Below are 15,017 nucleotides of genomic sequence, written 5' to 3' on the forward strand. Positions count from 1 at the left end.
CTCAAAAATACGCGGCTTCGGCATGACCTGTTTTTTAAATGGCCGCAAACCTAATAACAACCCATAATTAAATGAAAAGATAGAAAATATGCAACTTTTTCCAGCACTAGCACAACGTTATTCCGAAGAACATCAGTCCGCAGGCGAAGCGCAGCGTTTGGCGCAGGAAATCGCCTTTGCGCCGATTGTGTTCCAAGTATCCCGCCTGATGGTGAAATTCGGCATTTTGGATTTGCTGAACGACCATTCAGACGGCCTTACTCAAGCCGAAATCGCCGAGAAAGCGCAAATCAGCGGTTACGCCGCGCAAGTGCTGCTTGAAGCCTCGCTCTCCATCGGCACGGTGCACACCCGCGACAACCGCTATTTCATCAGCAAAGCAGGCTGGTTCTTACTGAAAGACAAAATGGCGCGCGTGAACATGGATTTCACGCAGGAAATCTGTTACCAAGGTATGTTTGACTTGGAAAAAACCCTGCAAACGGGCAAACCCGAAGGGCTGAAAGTTTTCGGCAACTGGCCGACGATTTACGAAGGCTTGTCCTCGCTGCCGGGCGTCGCGCAGGAAAAATGGTTTGCCTTCGACCACTATTATTCCGACAATTCCTTTGCCGAAGCGCTGAAAACCGTGTTCGCCAAACCGGTTAAAAAACTGCTCGACGTCGGCGGCAACACCGGCCGCTGGGCGGAACAATGCGTCGGCTACAACGCCGAAGTCGAAGTTACCATCATGGATTTGCCGCAACAAATCGCCCTGATGCGCGAAGCGACCAAAGGCAAAACCGGCGCGGAACGCATCCATGCCCACCCCGCCAACCTGCTCGACCCCGAAGTCCCCTTCCCGACAGGTTTCGACGCGATTTGGATGAGCCAGTTTTTAGACTGTTTCAGCGAGGAACAAGTCACCGGCATCCTGCGCCGCGCCGCCGCTTCCATGAGCGCGCACACCAGCCTCTACATCATGGAGCCCTGCTGGGACAGGCAGCAATACGAAACCGCCGCCTACTGCCTGACCATGACCAGCCTGTATTTCACCGCCATGGCCAACGGCAACAGCAAAATCTTCCATTCCGAAGACCTGATACGCTGCGTTGAAAACGCCGGATTGAAAGTGGCGGAAATTTCAGACGGCATCGGACGCGGACACAGCATCTTGCGTTGCGAGAAGGTCGTCTGAAAACGGTATCCCCATGAAAACCCTAGTGTTAATCCCCCACTACAACCACCCCGCCGCCATCGCCCGCGTCGCACAGACCATGCACGGCTTCGGTTTGGACGTATTGATTGTGGACGACGGTTCGCGCGAAGAATGCAAACCCGTATTGCAGGCATTGGTTTCAGACGGCATCCGCGTCCTTTACCGCCCCATCAACGGCGGCAAAGGCGCGGCGGTTAAAACCGGTTTGAAATACGCCGAAGAAAACGGTTACAGCCATGTTTTGCAGGTTGATGCCGACGGTCAGCACCATCTGGACGACACGCCCAAACTCTTGGCGGCGGCGGAACAAAACCCCGAAGCCGTCGTCTGCGGCTGGCCGCAATACGGCGGCGACGCGCCCAAAGCGCGGCTGTACGGGCGCAAGATTACCGACTTCTGGAACATGCTGCACACTTGGTCGTGCGACATCAAAGACGGCATGTGCGGCTTCCGCCTCTACCCACTCGCCCCCGCGCTTTCGGTCGTCCGCGAAGAAACCGTGGGCGACCGCATGGATTTCGACACCGAAATCCTCATCCGCCTGTACTGGCGCGGCATCAAGCCGGTTTGGATTAAAACGCCCGTGCAATACGCCGCCGACGGCGTGTCCCACTTCAACGCCTTCGCCGACAACGTGCGCATCAGCAAAATGCACACGCGGCTGTTTTTAGGGATGTTGCGGCGGCGCTTGGGCGCTTTATTCGGAAAGGCCGTCTGAAAACATGACCGACAACACGCAAAACCACTGGGCGGCGCAGCCAGAACGCGGCAGCCGCCTGTTTCTCGCCCTGACCACGCTGATGGTGCGCTATCTGCCCGCCTTCCTGATGAGGCCGTGCATCTGGTTTGTGGTACTCTATTTCTACGCCACCGCGCCCAAACCGCACCGCCATATCCTGCGGTATCAAACCCGTCTTCAGACGGCCTTTCCCGATACCGTTTTGCCGAAACACAGCGTATTCAAACAATTTATCGCGTTCGGCGAGGCAATATGCGACCGTTTTGCCGTGTGGCAGCGCAAAATCCGTTATGAAGATTTGGTACTGGAAGACCCGGACGGCGTTTATACGCAAGTGAGCAATTCGGTACGCGGGCAGATTTTCGCCTGCTCCCACTTGGGCAACACCGAAGTCTGCCGCGCGCTGGTGTCGCACCATAAAGGCTTCAGGCTCAATGTGTTGGTACACAGCAAACACGCGCAGGCGTTCAACGAAGCCTTGCAAAAAGCGGGCGCGGAACACATCCGCCTGATTCAGGTCACGGATTTGGATCCCACCCTGATGATGGAGCTGAACCGCCGCATCGAAGACGGCGAATGGATAGCCATTGCCGCCGACCGCGTACCCGTGCGCGGCGAGAAAACCGCCGACATCCATTTCCTAGGCCATACCGCCCCCATGCCGCAAGGCGCATGGCTCTTGGCCGCGCTCTTGAAAACGCAGGTGAACACGCTGTTTTGCGTCAAGCAAAACGGCCGCTACCATTTGAAACTGCGCCGCTTCACTGACACTTCCGACTGGAAACGCGGCAACCGCGAAGCCGCCGTTACCGCCGCCATGCAGGGCTTCGCCGATATTTTGGCGCAAGAATGCGCGCAAAATCCGCTGCAATGGTTTAACTTTTATGATTTTTGGAACGAGGAAAAAGAAAAGGTCGTCTGAATCCTGAACTGCCCCTAAATCTTAGGCATTCAATAAGAGCCTATTCGGGTGCTCTGTTCAAATTCAGACGACCTTTGTGTTTGAACAGGCGGTTTAGGCTTTGCCCGTGCTGCCGAAGCCGCCTTCGCCGCGTTCGCTGGCGGCAAATTCGTCCACGACTTTGAACGAGGCTTGGATGACGGGAACGATGACCATTTGCGCGATGCGTTCCATCGGCTCGATGGTAAACGCTTCTTTGCCCCTGTTCCACACGGAGACTTTGAGTTCGCCCTGATAGTCCGAATCGATCAGTCCGACCAAGTTGCCCAAGACGATGCCGTGTTTGTGTCCCAGACCGGAACGCGGCAGCAAAACGGCGGCGTAGTCGGGATTGGCAAGGTGCACCGCCAGACCGGTCGGAACAAGATAAGTGTCGCCCGGTTGCAGGGTCACGGCTTCGTCCAAACAGGCGCGCAGATCGAGTCCGGCAGAACCCGGCGTGGCGTAGGCGGGCAGTTTGTCCGCCATTTTCGGATTGAGGATTTTCAGTTCGACTTCGGTTTGCATGATTTTTTTCCGTTTCATTTGATTTGACGCGGATTATACACATATTCCCCCGCCCTATCGTTGGAGTCGTCTGAAAAAACGGGGTATGATTCATTCAACCAAACGTGAATATCGGAGGACATCATGGATTTGCACAATATCCGCGAAGATTACAGCAAGCGCGAACTGTCGGAATCGGAATGCCATGCCGACCCGATTGTCCAGTTCGAGCAATGGCTGAACGAGGCGATTCATTCGCAAGTCAACGAGCCGACTGCTGTCAACGTCGCCGCCGTGGGCGAAGACGGCAGGCCGAACAGCCGCATGGTGCTGCTGAAAGAGGTCAATCCGCAGGGATTTGTGTTTTTCAGCAACTACTTAAGCCGCAAAGGACGCTCGTTTGACGCGCATCCGTTTGCCGCCATGACATTTTTCTGGCCAGAGCTGGAGCGGCAGGTGCGCGTTGAAGGGCGCATCGAAAAACTGGATGCCGCCGCTTCGGATGAATATTTCGACAGCCGCCCCTACACCAGCCGCATCGGCGCATGGGCAAGCGCGCAGAGCGAAGTGTTGTCGAGCAAGGCGATGTTGGTTGCCAAAGCGGCGGCAGTGGGCGCGAAACACCCGCTGCACGTCCCGCGCCCGCCGCATTGGGGCGGCTATCTCGTCATTCCCGACCGCATCGAATTCTGGCAGGGCCGCCCCAGCCGCCTGCACGACCGCATCCAATACCGCTTGGTTGACGGCAACTGGATACGCGAGCGGCTGTCGCCTTAAACTTTCCACAGCTTCAAGCCGATAGGGTAAAATCCCGACTCCCGCAAAAGGTCGTCTGAAATATAAAAACGTTTTAACAAAACTCGTTTCATTCGTTTTCAGGTGACCTTTTATCCGTAACTTATCCTGCCGCCACCGCCGCAGAAGAACCGTTTTCCGCAGCGGGTTGAATTTGACTTGCTCAAATTCAACCCGCTGCCATCAAACGCGTTAGGAGAACCCATGTCCAAGCAACCCACCAGCAAACGCCAATGGCGCGACGGCGCGGCCCCGTCTGCCAAGAAAACCGCCAAACCTTTCAAAAGCAAAGCCCGTCCCAAAGACGAAACGCGCAAAGTCGCTTCCAAACCTTACGGACAAAAAGTTTCAGACGACCTCAAGCCGCAAAACGCCCCCAAACAGCGCGCCGCTAAAGCCAGAAAACTCGTCGTCCGCAATCCCAACCAAAAAATCATGGAACGCGCGCGCGATTTGAAAGAGCGCCGCAGCGACTTGTCGCGCATGGAACCCGAACGCCTGCAAAAAGTGCTTGCCGCGTCCGGTGTCGGCTCGCGCCGCGAAATGGAAGAGTGGATTAACAACGGCTGGGTAACGGTCAACGGCAAAACCGCGCAACTGGGCGACAAAGTCACCCCCGACGACCACGTTACCGTCAAAGGCAGCATCATCAAACTCAAATGGGCCGACCGCCTGCCGCGCATCATCCTGTATTACAAACAAGAAGGCGAAATCGTTTCCCGCGACGACCCGCAAGGCCGCGTCAGCATATTCGACCGCCTGCCGCAGGCCGCCAGCAGCCGCTGGGTCGCCATCGGGCGCTTGGACATCAACACCAGCGGCCTGCTCATCCTGACCACCTCCGGCGAACTCGTCCAACGTTTCGCCCACCCCAGCTTCGAAGTCGAACGCGAATACGCCGTGCGCGTACTGGGCGGGCTGACCACCGAACAAATGCGCAGCCTCACCGAAGAAGGCGTGATGCTCGAAGACGGCTTGGCAAAAGTCGAACGCATCTACGAACAAGGCGGCGAAGGCGCAAACAAATGGTACAACGTCGTGATTAAAGAAGGCCGCAACCGCGAAGTGCGCCGCATATTCGAAAGCCAAGGCCTCACCGTCAGCCGCCTCGTGCGCGTCGGCTTCGGCCCCATCGGCCTGCCCAACCGCCTCAAACGCGGACAGTTCTACGAACTCAACCCCGCCGAAGTCGCCAACATCATCAAATGGGCGGATATGCTGCTGCCGGGCGAACGCCGCCGGAAGAAAAGTTAATGTAAGATAAATCGGGTCTGAGACCTTTACAAAATCGTCTCAGCCCGACAAAATCTTGCCTAAGTCATAAACATAGTGGGTTAAGTTTAGACCAGTACCGCATTGCTCCGCCTTGTCCTGATTTAAACTTAACCCACTATTCACACATTAAAATCCAAATAAAAATTGACCCTGCGCTATCGTTGAATCTGCCAATACACTGCTATCAATACTTTTAACAATCAGCATGTGATATTTCTATGGAGCTTGAATCATGCCCCGTTTTTTTCTAAAAACCGTTTCCATACTCACGTTAGCAGCTTTGGCCGCGTGTTCCGGTCCACTCGAACACTCAAGTTCTTCACCTGAAGGTCTTCAGAGTCCATCCAACGCAGCACTGTCTACTGCCGCCGTTACTGAAGAAAATCTGTCTCTTGCAGAAAACACCGAACGCTACCAAGACCAACCCGACCAACCGGTCAAATCCGTTGCCCAAGAGCCTGTATCCACATTCAGCATAGACGTCGATACCGGAAGCTACGCCAACGTCCGCCGATTCCTGACCAATGGCGAACAGCCGCCCAAAGATGCTGTTCGGATTGAAGAAATCGTCAATTATTTCCCCTACAACTATCCACTGCCTACTGACAACCGTCCATTTGCCGTTCACACTGAAACCATTGATTCACCGTGGCAACCTGAAGCCAAACTCATCAAAATCGGTATCCAAGCACAAGACACCGCGAAGAAAGACCTACCGCCTGCCAACCTCGTTTTCCTTGTGGACGTATCCGGCAGTATGGATGAGGAAAACAAACTGCCGCTGGTTCAAGAAACCCTACGCATCCTGACCCAACAATTACGTCCGCAAGACAAAGTGACCCTGATTACCTATGCGTCAGGCGAGGATCTAGTGCTTCCACCCACCTCAGGTGCAGATAAAGAAACAATCCTGAACGCCATCGACAAACTGCGTGCAGGCGGCGCGACAGACGGCGAATCCGCACTGCAAATGGCTTATGAGCAAGCGCAAAAAGCCTTCGTACCCAACGGCATCAACCGCATCCTACTGGCGACCGATGGCGACTTTAACGTCGGCGTATCCGACACCGAAACCCTCAAATCCATGGTTGCCGAAAAACGCAAAAGCGGCGTTTCGCTCAGTACCCTAGGCTTCGGCATGGGCAACTACAACGAAGACATGATGGAACAAATCGCCGATGCGGGTGACGGCAATTACAGCTACATCGACAACGAAAAAGAAGCGAAAAAAGTCCTGCAACAGCAGCTGACCTCCACACTCGCCACCGTAGCGCAGGATGTCAAAATCCAAGTCGAATTCAACCCCGCCACCGTCAAAGAATACCGCTTGGTCGGCTATACCAACCGCACCCTGCGTAATGAAGACTTCAACAACGACAGAGTAGATGCGGGCGACATCGGCGCAGGCCACAGCGTGACCGCCCTCTATGAAATCATCCCGCAGGGCAAACAAGGCTGGCTTGAAGAATCGCGCTATCAAAAAGCCCCAGCCGCTAAAGGCAGCAAAAACGAATACGCCTTTGTCAAAGTGCGCTACAAACTGCCTGGACAAAAAGACAGCCAACTGATGCAGCAAGCCGTCCCCGTCGGCAGCAAACCGCTTGACCAAGCCGACAAAGACACCCTGCTCGCCCTTGCCGCCGCCTCCTACGCCCAAGCCTTGCGCGGCGGCGAATACAACGGCAAACTAAGCTGGGGCGACATCGAAAACATGGCACAAAAAGTCCAAGGCGATGATCCGTTCGGCCTGAAATCCGAATTTCTCCAACTGGTGCGCACCGCCGCCGGACACGGAGGAACATCAGGTCCTTTAGTTAAAGAGTAAAATCTCAAAAGGTCGTCTGAAAACTTTTCAGACGACCTTTTATACACCCTGCCTCAACCACCATCAGGAGCCGCTTCATGTTCACACTCAAAACCGACAACGACCGTCTGCTGCTCGCCTCAGCCGATTTGCGCGCGGAAATTTATCTCTACGGCGGACTGCTCAACCGCTACGAAATCCGCCGCCCCGACGGCACATGGTTCAACATCGTCAAAGCCTACGACACCCCGCAACACGCCCGCGAGAGCCTGACCGAATGGTTCCGCAGCGGCAAGCTCAGCCCGTACGCCTGCCGCCTGCGCCACGGCAAATACAGCTTTGACGGCAAAGCGTATCAGTGCGGCAAATTCAAACTCGCCGAACACGCGGCACACGGTTTGATGTATGACCGCGAGTTCGCCCTCGTCAACAGCCATGCCGACAGCCAATCCGCCGAAGTCGAAATCCGCGCAGATTACGCACAAGACGACAGCGGCTACCCCTTCCCCTTCAGCCTGACCGTCCGCTACCGCCTCAGCGCAGACGGCTTAAGCATCCGCTCTACCGTCCGCAACCAAGGCACAACCGCCATGCCGCTCGCAGACGGCTGGCACCCCTATTTCACACTCGGCGGCAAAACCGACGATTGGTCGATGGAAATCGACAGCAGCAAACGCCTGGGTTTCGATGCCGATTTGGTTCCCGACGGCAGCATGATCGATGATACCCGTTTTCAGACGACCTCAAGCTTGGCAGGCATCGAATTGGACAACAGCTTTGTATTGGCACGCAGCAAACCCGCCGCCTGTACGCTTTCAGGCAACGGGCTGACCCTGAGCATTTACCCCGACGCATCCTATCCCTACCTGCAAATCTTCACCCCATCGACCCGCGACACCATCGCCATCGAAAACCTCAGCGGCGCACCCGACTGCTTCAACAACGGCTTAGGGTTAATCAAGCTGGACGCGGGAGAAGAAGCCGCATTTGAAACGCGCTACCATATCGCAGCCAACCGTCCGTAAGCAGCCCGAATCTTTACCGGCAAAGCAAAGGTCGTCTGAAAACGCCCAATCAGGTTTTCAGACGACCTTTTAATCAACTGATGCACTGGTTTCTTGCTTCCGCATATATAAGCAAGCGACTTAAATCCACCTTTCCACTTTACGACACAACAGTTCGTCTGAAAAATCAAGAACAGCCAGTTACGGCTGTAAAAAAGGGCTTTCGCCCCTTCCTTTTACCACAAGCTTTCCGTGCGGATTTGCCTCCAACCTTGCCCGGTTTCTTCCACCACAAACGGCACTCCGCCGACACCAAACTGTTGCGCAAGATTGGCGCCGTCAGCAATGCGCTGTTTAGCAAGCTGTTCGGTTGCACGATCTTTTAAAATCCCAACCGCTTGCTGATACCCGATTTGGCGCAAAACATCTGCCAATACATCCAATTTTGCCGTATCTAAACCTTCTTCGTAACGTGCTTTTTGAAAAGCACGCAAGGCTTCCGGTTCGCGAGCAGGCTCGGTAGTTTGCACCGCCGTTAAAGCCTGCACCAAGGCGAAAGAATTGAAATTGGTCGGCTGCTGCAAAATGTTTTGGCGATAATTTTCGCTAAACGGCAGCCCTGTGAGCTTGGCGATACGCCGGTCGTTTTCCCAAGCATGTTCCGCCCAATCGGGCGACATGATTTTGTCGCGGCAAAATAAGCCTGTCGGAACAAATTTGACATCAGCAGTTTGCGCCAATTTTGAAATGCCGTCTGAAACGGAATAACACCATCCGCAAAGCGGATCAAACAAATAAAGAATCTTTTGCGCTACCATATTTTTTACCCCATTAAAAGCGAAGTCATACTGAGCGAACCGGCGACAAGGTTGTCGTTGAAAAACGTAATGGCATCATCCGGCTCGCGCAATGCCATGATGCAAAGAAAAGGCAGATAATGTTCCGGCGTCGGCACGGAGAGCATCACCTTTTCGCCCAGACGCTCGTAATGGATCAAAGTGTCGTCATCCCTCTCGACAATCGCCTGATTGACCGCTTCGCGGAACGCAAACGCCCAATCATAACCCGCGCCGATTTGATTGATATGCGCCCTGCTCATCACGCTCAAATTATGGATAATATTGCCGCTGCCGATAATCAACACACCCTGTTCGCGCAAGGAGGATAATTTTTTCGCCAAATTGAAATGCCATTCCGCAGATTGCGAACGGTTCAGGCTGAGTTGTACCACAGGAATATCAGCATCGGGATACAGAAATTTCAACACCGCCCACGCGCCGTGATCAAAACCGCGTGTCGGATTCAGCCCGACATTCTCCGGCTGCAATAACGACCGCACCTGCTCCGCCAATTCGGGCGAACCGGGCGCCGGATACTGCACTTGGCTGAGTTCTTCAGGAAATCCGTAAAAATCGTAAATCATTTCAGGATGTTCGCCCGATGTAACCTGCAAACGGCTGCTGTACCAATGCGCCGAAATCATCAAAATCGCCTTGGGTTTGGCAAACTTTTGCGTAATCAGGCTGAGATTTTGGTTGAACGGATTTTCCTTATCCAACACATTCATCGGACTGCCATGCCCGACAAACAATACAGGCATTTTTTTCATCATTGCCTCCTTAAAATATTTGATGAGGCGGATTGTACGGATAAATGATTAAGCAATAAATCTCAATTTATGAACAACATATTTTCCCAATAGGAAATGATGAAGTATTCTTTGGCTTTGCTGCAAAGTTAAAAAGAGGTCGTCTGAAAATATAAAAGCAGCCTGCACATTTGGAAAACCAAGTGCAGGCTGCTTTTCATTTTCTATCTCAATCTACTCGTGTAGGTACGCTGAATATCTTACCCAGCAAACGTTTCTCACTATCAAAGTCGTGAGCAAACTGGGTGATGGTTGGTTTGTTGCGGCACAACTGGCGCATTTTTTGGGTGGATTCGTGGTGCAGCGCGCCATCTATACACACGCCGTCGATGTCGCCATTTAGCATATATTCTTCGCAATAGGACGCATCGCCACCAATCAAAACGTAATGGTCGCCCATATCGATGATGACGGCTTGGTGACCCATGGTGTGTCCGGGCGTGGGGACGATGCGGACTTTGCCGTCGGCGGTAAGTGCTGTGCTGCGGTCGAAACTTTCAAATGCGCCGTCCTGATAATTGACGGTTTGGGTGTTTTTGTCCAACCATTCGGGGTAATGCATTTTCAGGTAGCCGTTGAATACTGCGTCGTGGGCGTGTATGGCGGCGGCTTCGGTTTCGCTTAGGATGAAGGTGCTGTTGGGAAAATTAGGAATGCCGCCTGCGTGGTCGCCGTGCATATGGGTCATCACCACCCATTTGACGGCAAGCGGGTCAAAACCTTTGGCTTTCAGGAGCGCACCGACTTCTTCTTCGGGCTTCACGCCGCGACGTTCGCAAAACTGCATAAACGGGTGCCACCACGGCTGGTAGCCCTGGTCGTTGGCGCGGGAAGATTCGCCGGTATCGACCATAATCAGCCCCTCTGGGTGCTCAATCAGCCAGCAGCCGATGGGCAGGTGCGGACTCCATTTGCGGTCGGTCAATACGTCCAATACGCGCAAGGGGCGTTTGAAAAAGCGGGCAAGTTGGTGGTGGATTTTGATTTGCACCCAGCCGGTGGTGATGCAGTGAATTTTGATGTCGTTCATGATGTGTGTCTCCAATAAATATTTGATGGGCAAAGTATAGGTGGTTTGGATAAAAAGACGCTGACGCATTTGCGTCATTTTGAATCGGCAAAGCAAAAGGTCGTCTGAAAAGTTTTTCAGACGACCTTTTGTTTATCTGCCTTCGGTCAAAAGCTGTTTTCTGATTTTAGTCAGCGTTTGGCGGCTGATGCCCAGATACGAACACAAATCCGATACCGACAGCCGTTTAAAAAGTTCTGGTTCGGCGTGGATAAAATCCAGATAACGCGCTTTGGCATCGGTAATCAAAAAGCGTTCGGTACGGCGGATATAGGCAAATAATGCCCGCTCCAAGGCAATGCGGTAATAACGTTCCAACTGCGGCACTTGATTGCAGCAGTGTTCAAAATGGGTAAAAGGCAGCAGAATCAACGTGCAAGGTTCAAGCGCGACAAAGTCGTAACGGCTGCCCGAACGCTCGCGAAACGCCTGATAGTCACACACGCCCGTACCTTCGCGGAAAAAATTGACATTGACGCGGCTGCCTTCAAAATCGGTGTAAACCGCTTTGAGCAATCCCTTTGAAACATAAGCTACTGCCTGCGGTATATCGCCTGCGCGCAAAAATATATCATCAGGCGCCAGCGTTTGAATTTTCAAACCCTTGCCAAACAGATCAGTTTCTTCGTCAGTTAGTTTCGGACAAATAGAACGAATTTGCGCAAGGTAGTCAGACAGTGGCATGTATTCTCCAAATAAAGCGTTTATCAAGTAAGAGGTTTAACTAAGAACTTTTATATTATGAGGAAAGTTTGTTGCAACAATTATAGAAAATAATCGCGTTGTTTACACCACAGGTTGAGCAAGCAACCCGATTAAACTTCTGGCCAAAACCGTCATCACTGACTGTCTGCTGCCGGAAGCCAAACGTTTATTGATTCATACACCGCAATCCGTCAAGCAAATCGCCTTGCAACTGGGTTTTGAGGAAGCCATGCATTTCAACAAATTTTTTAAAAAACAGCAAAACACTACACCCAAAGCGTTTCGGGAAAGTTATTTGGCAGCCTATGGGGCTGGCTGAAATGAAAGGCTACCTGAAAAATAAAAAGCAGCCTGCACTTTAGTTTTCCAAGTGCAGGCTGCTTTTTATCACGCTATTGAATAATAATAGCCCTATATTTTACAAAATTAGTGCAGGATTTGTATTAATTGCTTTCAAGAGCCAACCCTTTATTTGCCTTATTTCAATCCTTTTTCCACCAACCAGTTTTCCAGCACATCAGCAATTTCCACGTTATTTGCTTCGGCAAAGGCAAAATGGCTGTTGCCGCGTATGCCGATTTCAGGCAGGCGTACAACGCTGGCATCGCCGCCGTGGCGGTTGACGCAGTCGGCGAAGGCTTGCGCTATACGGATGCGCTCAATCCACCGTTGTGATGCCCAGTGCGGGTTATCTGCCGAAATATAATCGCCGTAGTAGATGACGATGGGCATTTTGGTCAGCAGGGCGAAACGTTCGGTACTGATAGGCTGCGAGAGTGAAATGTTGGCGGCGTCGTTAGCGGGCGTGGCAACGCTTGGCATGTCGTTTTCGGGGAAAACAAATTCGGTGCCGGGTTCGTAGGAAACCACGGCTTTCACTTTTTCGGGATTTTTCAGCACGGTCTGCCAACCGGGGCCGCCGCCTTGCGAGTGGGTAATCAGCACGCCTTCGCCAATACGGTCGAACACGGCGGCAACGGCATCGGACACCACGTTCAAATCATACGCGCCGGTGTTGGGCGTGATTTGGCGCAAAAACTGGTTCAGGCTGGCGGCATCTTTGGGGAACTGCCCGTCTGCAAACAGATTCGGGAAAATACCCATGCGGAAGTTTTCAAACCAGAACTGGTCGTTAGGCAACACGGGCGCGTTGTCGGCGATGGTGCTGTTGCCCGCGCGTCCGCGTCGGGGCTGGTCTAAAAGATAAGTGGCAAAACCGCGCCGCAGAAATAGTGTGCCGAAGCCTTCACGCCCGTCGGGTGTGGATTCCCAGGTTTTGCCCGATTGTCCTGCGCCGTGCAGGAAAACGAGCGGCAGGCGGCGGGCGTTTACGGGAATTTGGTAGGAAACGTAGGCATGGTCGCCGTGAAAGGTTTGTCCTGCGTGGCTCATCGGGTTTTCGGTGCTGTATGTGCCGTCTGCCTGAATTACTGTGCCGCCCACAAAAAAGCTGCCTTGTTCAGCGAGGGTGAGGGGTTGTTTGTTCATATAAAACTCCTTGGTTTGTCAATTAAATTTGTTTGGCAATGTTTTGTATTTCCAAAACGGCTTCGTTGTCCAGACCGATGTTTTTGGCGATGGCGATATGCGAAGCTAACTGGTTTGCCACGCCGTCAAGAGTGCTTAGGGCGGCGATGGTTACGGTTTCGCGCTCTTGGTGCGTCAGGCGGTCGTCTGAAAAGATGTCGCCAAAGAGGTGGGCAGTCAGGTAGTAATCGCTGCGCGGGGCAAAGGCGGCAAGCGCGCCGCCGACGGGGTGTCCGACCAATTTTTCACGCAACATGCGTCCGCGCTCTGCCATATCGCCTGCGGGTAATGGTACAGGTTGATTGCCCTCTTGAACGGGTTTTCCTGACTTTTTACGCTCTTCTATGGTATTCATCAGCGTGGTTAGGGCGTTTAAGCTGCGCGGGAAACCGCAATAGGCATAAAGCTGCTCCAACGCGCTTTGTGCCTGCTGGATAGTCAGGCCATCCGCATCGAATGCCGCGTGAAGATGATGCTCAAGAGTGTTTTGGTCGCCGCGTGCCGTAGCTGCGGCGATAGAGGCAAGGTATCGCTGGGTTTTAGTTAAAGACATTCAATATCTCTTTGTAAATAGCTTATTAAATAATGGTTATCATCCTTTTATTTGTCGTTGTCTGACTTTCTCATTTCTTGCCACACCGCCATCACCGCACTCAGCCCGACAAATAAAACAATAATCCAGGCCATGGTAAACGGCGTGCCGCTGGAAAATGCCGCCAATAAAAGTGAGGAAACGATGCCGCTGCCGTATTGCAGTGAACCGAGTAACGCAGCGGCAGAGCCTGCGATTTGGTTCGGCACGGCGGCAAGGGCGGCGGCGTTGGCGCAGGCGGCGATGATGGCGTTCATGCTGAACATCACGAATAGCGGCGCAACCACGCCCCAAATCCCGCCGATGTTTGCCCATACGAGCGCGAACAATACGGCGGAAGCGGCAAAGGCAATCAGGCTGGAAGCCACCAATAATTTGGACAAAGCAAAGCGGGATACCAATTTTCGGTTGAGAAAGCTCAAGCCCACAATGCCAATGATGTTGATGCCGAACAAAAAACCGTAGTTTTGTTCCGCGACACCGAAATAATCAATGTAAACAAAGGGCGATCCGGTAATAAAGGCATAAGCGGCAACGTAGAAAAAAGTTACGCTTAGGGTGTAGCGCATAAATGTGCCGTTGGTGAATAGAGTGCGATAGTTTTTAAAGGCGTTCCACACTGAGCCGCTTGCCCGCTTTTCCGTCGGCAGTGTTTCGGGCAGTTTAAAAATGGCGGTAAACATTAATACGCCAATCATCGCCAACAGCCAGAAAATCCAATGCCACGAAGCCACTTTCAGCAAACCGCCGCCGATAAACGGCCCGGCAATCGGTGCAATCGCCATGATGATGGTAAGCGTGGAGAGCATTTGCGCCGCTTGGCTTTGCGCGAAGCTGTCGCGAATCATCGCACGGCTCAACATCGGCCCGACGCATGCGCCTACTGCCTGAAAAATGCGCCAAAAAACGACCGCACTCATGGATTCAGACAATGCACAACCCACAGAACCAATCACAAATAGCACCATACCGATAAACAGCGGCAGCTTGCGCCCGATACGGTCGCTAATCGGCCCCCAAATCAGTTGGGCGATGGCAAACCCGGTCAAGAAGCCCGTAATGGTCAGCTCCGCATTGCCGCCCAGTTGCTTTTCCATCGTCGGCATGGCGGGCAGATAAATATCGGTAGAAAGCGAGGTGAACGCCATCAGCGCGCTTAAAATCAATAAAAAAGAAAGGGAACGTTTGTGCGTTGTCATTATTGCTCCTGAGGT

Annotated in this window: 15 protein-coding genes; 7 read left to right on the forward strand and 8 right to left on the reverse strand. The window is 53.0% G+C overall.

Annotation, left to right across the window (positions count from 1 at the left end; translation table 11 throughout):
• Nucleotides 1-88 precede the first annotated feature (88 nt).
• The 3 genes from HMPREF1028_RS07200 to HMPREF1028_RS07210 are packed head-to-tail and all read left to right on the forward strand — an operon-like array spanning nt 89 to nt 2,859.
• Nucleotides 89-1,177, forward strand: a complete 1,089-nt coding sequence (locus tag HMPREF1028_RS07200) for a class I SAM-dependent methyltransferase (protein WP_009312157.1) — start codon at nt 89-91, stop codon at nt 1,175-1,177.
• A 13-nt stretch (nt 1,178-1,190) separates the two neighbouring features.
• Complete coding sequence (locus HMPREF1028_RS07205; protein ID WP_009312160.1) at nt 1,191-1,916, forward strand: glycosyltransferase family 2 protein; 726 nt, start codon at nt 1,191-1,193, stop codon at nt 1,914-1,916.
• Nucleotides 1,917-1,920: 4 nt separating this feature from the next.
• Complete coding sequence (locus HMPREF1028_RS07210; protein ID WP_009312162.1) at nt 1,921-2,859, forward strand: glycosyl transferase family 2; 939 nt, start codon at nt 1,921-1,923, stop codon at nt 2,857-2,859.
• A 93-nt stretch (nt 2,860-2,952) separates the two neighbouring features.
• On the opposite strand, the gene dut is transcribed toward HMPREF1028_RS07210, so the two are convergent.
• A complete protein-coding gene (dut, locus tag HMPREF1028_RS07215; RefSeq protein WP_009312164.1) occupies nt 2,953-3,405 on the reverse strand; it encodes a dUTP diphosphatase in 453 nt (150 codons plus the stop codon).
• A 123-nt stretch (nt 3,406-3,528) separates the two neighbouring features.
• Between dut and pdxH the strand changes: the two genes are divergently transcribed.
• The 4 genes from pdxH (at nt 3,529) to HMPREF1028_RS07235 (ending at nt 8,283) form a co-directional block, all read left to right on the forward strand.
• Nucleotides 3,529-4,161 carry a pyridoxamine 5'-phosphate oxidase gene (pdxH, locus tag HMPREF1028_RS07220; protein WP_009312166.1) on the forward strand — a complete coding sequence of 211 codons (633 nt, stop codon included), beginning with the start codon at nt 3,529-3,531 and terminating at the stop codon, nt 4,159-4,161.
• Between the two features lie 222 nt (nt 4,162-4,383).
• Nucleotides 4,384-5,433 (forward strand): pseudouridine synthase, encoded by a 1,050-nt coding sequence (locus HMPREF1028_RS07225; RefSeq protein ID WP_009312168.1) that lies wholly within the window; start codon nt 4,384-4,386, stop codon nt 5,431-5,433.
• Between the two features lie 253 nt (nt 5,434-5,686).
• On the forward strand, nt 5,687-7,279 hold the full coding sequence (locus tag HMPREF1028_RS07230) for a VWA domain-containing protein (RefSeq protein ID WP_003764604.1): 1,593 nt from the start codon (nt 5,687-5,689) through the stop codon (nt 7,277-7,279).
• 77 nt (nt 7,280-7,356) lie between these two features.
• Nucleotides 7,357-8,283: an aldose 1-epimerase gene (locus tag HMPREF1028_RS07235; RefSeq protein ID WP_009312171.1), complete on the forward strand. Its 927-nt coding sequence runs from the start codon at nt 7,357-7,359 to the stop codon at nt 8,281-8,283.
• A gap of 215 nt (nt 8,284-8,498) precedes the next feature.
• On the opposite strand, the gene HMPREF1028_RS07240 is transcribed toward HMPREF1028_RS07235, so the two are convergent.
• The 7 genes from HMPREF1028_RS07240 to HMPREF1028_RS07270 all read right to left on the reverse strand — a co-directional run bounded on the left by HMPREF1028_RS07240 (nt 8,499) and on the right by HMPREF1028_RS07270 (nt 15,002).
• Nucleotides 8,499-9,056 carry a DsbA family protein gene (locus HMPREF1028_RS07240; RefSeq protein WP_232203821.1) on the reverse strand — a complete coding sequence of 186 codons (558 nt, stop codon included), beginning with the start codon at nt 9,054-9,056 and terminating at the stop codon, nt 8,499-8,501.
• Nucleotides 9,057-9,085: 29 nt separating this feature from the next.
• Nucleotides 9,086-9,871, reverse strand: coding sequence for a 4,5-DOPA dioxygenase extradiol (ygiD, locus tag HMPREF1028_RS07245; RefSeq protein WP_009312176.1), 786 nt, complete (start codon nt 9,869-9,871; stop codon nt 9,086-9,088).
• Between the two features lie 208 nt (nt 9,872-10,079).
• Entirely contained in the window at nt 10,080-11,009 is a 930-nt protein-coding gene (locus HMPREF1028_RS07250; RefSeq protein ID WP_232203823.1) for an N-acyl homoserine lactonase family protein, read from the reverse strand.
• Nucleotides 11,010-11,072: 63 nt separating this feature from the next.
• On the reverse strand, nt 11,073-11,579 hold the full coding sequence (locus HMPREF1028_RS07255; protein ID WP_198006980.1) for a Crp/Fnr family transcriptional regulator: 507 nt from the start codon (nt 11,577-11,579) through the stop codon (nt 11,073-11,075).
• A gap of 582 nt (nt 11,580-12,161) precedes the next feature.
• Nucleotides 12,162-13,172 carry an alpha/beta fold hydrolase gene (locus HMPREF1028_RS07260; RefSeq protein ID WP_009312182.1) on the reverse strand — a complete coding sequence of 337 codons (1,011 nt, stop codon included), beginning with the start codon at nt 13,170-13,172 and terminating at the stop codon, nt 12,162-12,164.
• A 22-nt stretch (nt 13,173-13,194) separates the two neighbouring features.
• A complete protein-coding gene (locus HMPREF1028_RS07265; protein WP_009312184.1) occupies nt 13,195-13,764 on the reverse strand; it encodes a carboxymuconolactone decarboxylase family protein in 570 nt (189 codons plus the stop codon).
• 47 nt (nt 13,765-13,811) lie between these two features.
• The gene (locus HMPREF1028_RS07270) at nt 13,812-15,002 is read right to left on the reverse strand and encodes a multidrug effflux MFS transporter (protein ID WP_009312185.1); all 1,191 of its coding nucleotides are present in this window, start codon (nt 15,000-15,002) and stop codon (nt 13,812-13,814) included.
• Nucleotides 15,003-15,017 lie beyond the last annotated feature (15 nt).

This window comes from Neisseria sp. GT4A_CT1, assembly GCF_000227275.1.
In the GTDB taxonomy this organism is placed as follows: Bacteria; Pseudomonadota; Gammaproteobacteria; order Burkholderiales; family Neisseriaceae; genus Neisseria.

Coding starts and splice junctions, on each gene's coding strand:
- HMPREF1028_RS07270 (WP_009312185.1), bottom strand. CDS start 15,002: ATGACAACGCACAAACGTTCCCTTTCTTTTTTATTGATTTTAAGCGCG.
- ygiD (WP_009312176.1), bottom strand. CDS start 9,871: ATGAAAAAAATGCCTGTATTGTTTGTCGGGCATGGCAGTCCGATGAAT.
- HMPREF1028_RS07260 (WP_009312182.1), bottom strand. CDS start 13,172: ATGAACAAACAACCCCTCACCCTCGCTGAACAAGGCAGCTTTTTTGTG.
- HMPREF1028_RS07205 (WP_009312160.1), top strand. CDS start 1,191: ATGAAAACCCTAGTGTTAATCCCCCACTACAACCACCCCGCCGCCATC.
- HMPREF1028_RS07210 (WP_009312162.1), top strand. CDS start 1,921: ATGACCGACAACACGCAAAACCACTGGGCGGCGCAGCCAGAACGCGGC.
- HMPREF1028_RS07225 (WP_009312168.1), top strand. CDS start 4,384: ATGTCCAAGCAACCCACCAGCAAACGCCAATGGCGCGACGGCGCGGCC.
- HMPREF1028_RS07230 (WP_003764604.1), top strand. CDS start 5,687: ATGCCCCGTTTTTTTCTAAAAACCGTTTCCATACTCACGTTAGCAGCT.
- HMPREF1028_RS07235 (WP_009312171.1), top strand. CDS start 7,357: ATGTTCACACTCAAAACCGACAACGACCGTCTGCTGCTCGCCTCAGCC.
- HMPREF1028_RS07200 (WP_009312157.1), top strand. CDS start 89: ATGCAACTTTTTCCAGCACTAGCACAACGTTATTCCGAAGAACATCAG.
- HMPREF1028_RS07265 (WP_009312184.1), bottom strand. CDS start 13,764: ATGTCTTTAACTAAAACCCAGCGATACCTTGCCTCTATCGCCGCAGCT.
- pdxH (WP_009312166.1), top strand. CDS start 3,529: ATGGATTTGCACAATATCCGCGAAGATTACAGCAAGCGCGAACTGTCG.
- dut (WP_009312164.1), bottom strand. CDS start 3,405: ATGCAAACCGAAGTCGAACTGAAAATCCTCAATCCGAAAATGGCGGAC.
- HMPREF1028_RS07250 (WP_232203823.1), bottom strand. CDS start 11,009: ATGCGTCAGCGTCTTTTTATCCAAACCACCTATACTTTGCCCATCAAA.